The sequence below is a fragment of the Methylobacterium sp. B1 genome, assembly GCF_000333255.1.
GTDB classification, from domain to species: domain Bacteria; phylum Pseudomonadota; class Alphaproteobacteria; order Rhizobiales; family Beijerinckiaceae; genus Methylobacterium; species Methylobacterium fujisawaense.
Map to the genome: position 1 here is coordinate 1 of NZ_BACT01000562.1, position 1,883 is coordinate 1,883.

Annotated in this window: 3 protein-coding genes; 2 read left to right on the top strand and 1 reads right to left on the bottom strand. The window is 71.6% G+C overall.

Translation table 11 applies throughout. The features are described from left to right. The coding region (locus tag I53_RS33335; RefSeq protein WP_043352576.1) for a hypothetical protein at positions 1-318 on the top strand (318 nt) is incomplete at its 5' end. Positions 319-360: 42 nt separating this feature from the next. Here the strand turns inward: I53_RS33335 and I53_RS16520 are convergent. After that, entirely contained in the window at positions 361-774 is a 414-nt protein-coding gene (locus I53_RS16520) for a DUF4864 domain-containing protein (RefSeq protein ID WP_043352578.1), read from the bottom strand. A 493-nt stretch (positions 775-1,267) separates the two neighbouring features. Here I53_RS16520 and I53_RS16525 point away from each other — a divergent pair. Further along, positions 1,268-1,883, top strand: a 616-nt coding sequence (locus tag I53_RS16525; protein WP_043352579.1) for an LLM class flavin-dependent oxidoreductase, incomplete at its 3' end; no start/stop codon positions are given.

Consider the following 1,883-nt stretch of genomic DNA (forward strand, 5'->3'; position numbering starts at 1 on the left):
GCGGGTGCCGCGGCGCTGCTGTGCGGCACCGCCGCCTTCGCGCAGGCCCCACCGCCGCCGCCCGGCGGCCCGCGGCCCGGCCCCGAGGCCGGCGCGCCACCCCCGCCGCCGCCGCCCGGCGACCCGAGGCGCGGCCCCGGTCCCGACGGGCCCCCGCCGCCACCTCCGCCGCCGCCACAGCCGTCGCGGGCCGCCCATATCGTGCTGGAGCGCGGCGACGCGCGCCTCGACGTGAAATGCGCCGACGACGATTCGACGAAGGCCTGCGCCGACGTCGCCCTGCAGATGCTCGACAGACTCGCGGCGTTCCGGCCCTGAGGCCGACAGGCCCGTGCCCGCCGCGACGGTGGCGGGCACTCCTCAGGCGCGCGCGCCGGGTGCCTTGACCAGGCGGCAGCCGGTGATGCGCCACTGCCCGTCCGCGTCCCGGGCGAGGCTGTACTCGGCCGTCCAGTCGATGCCGTACTCGTCTTGGATCGCCACCGACTGGACCACGCCCGCCTCGTCCGTGTCCCGCGCCTCGCCGAACACGAAGCTGCGGTGGCGGTAGACCGGACGATACTGGTTCCGGACCATGCCGATGAACAGGTCGGCATTCGGGAACAGGTCCCGGATCCCCGGCGCGGCCTGCTCGTAGGCGGTCTGCGCGTCGTCGCGGCCCAGCGCCTGCTCCTGCTTGGCGATCACCGCCCGGGCCGCCGCGCGCGCCGCCTCGTCGGCCACCGCCGGTCCCGCGAGGCCGAGGACGAGGAGCAGGACGGGCCACACGCGCATCGATGTCACTCCGGCAGGGTCGGATCGAGATTTATCATTGTCGTGTGAAGATGGTCTCCGCTCCGTCGACGGCAATCGATGACCCGACATCGCCGGTAATCTTGCCGCACGAAAGCTTGTCTCGGCGGGTCGGCGCGGCCGGACGGGACGCGCACGGGTTGAGCAGACATCGCGCCTCGGTTGTGCAAGCCGCTGGAAAGATAGGCATTTTCGCGCCGCACGGGCGCCGCGGGTTTGACCCTCCGCCGCGGTTTTGCGAGCCTCCGCGCGTCGACTCGGTTCCGGCGGAACCGACCGGACGGAGCGTGGGACGATGATGCAGAGCCATGCGGACGATCGCGCCGGCCCTCGAACCGGGCCGCCCTTGGACGCGATCCCGGACGCGATCCCGGACGCGATCCCGGACGCGGCCGCTCCGGACCGTGGAGCCGGGCCGGTGCCCGGAGCCGGGCTGGCGCCCGGAGCGGGGCCGGCGCCCGGAGCCGGGCCGGCCATGAGCGTCGGGGTGTTCATTCCGATCGGCAACAACGGCTGGCTGCTCTCGGAGAACGCCCCGCAGTACCGCCCGAGCTTCGCGCTCAACAAGGCGGTCACCCTGAAGGCGGAGGGCTACGGCCTCGACTTCGCCCTGTCGATGATCAAGCTGCGCGGCTTCGGCGGCAGGACCGAGTTCTGGGACCACAACCTCGAATCCTTCACCCTGATGGCGGGGCTCGCCGCCGTCACCACCCGGATCCGGCTGTTCGCCACCGCGGCGACCCTGTGCCTGCCGCCCGCCCTCGTCGCCCGCATGGCCGCGACCATCGATTCGATCTCGGACGGGCGCTTCGGCCTGAACCTCATCACCGGCTGGCAGAAGCCGGAATACGACCAGATGGGCCTCTGGCCCGGGGATGAGTATTTTGCCAAGCGTTACGAATATTTAGCGGAGTATGCTCAGATTCTGCGCGATCTGTGGGAGACGGGTGTCAGCGACCGCAAGGGCGCGTTCTTCCAGATGAACGATTGCCGGCTGAGCCCCCGTCCGCAGGCCCCTATGAAGATCATCTGCGCCGGCCAGAGCGGCGCCGGCCTGGCCTTCACGGCCCAGTACGCGGACTACAATTTCT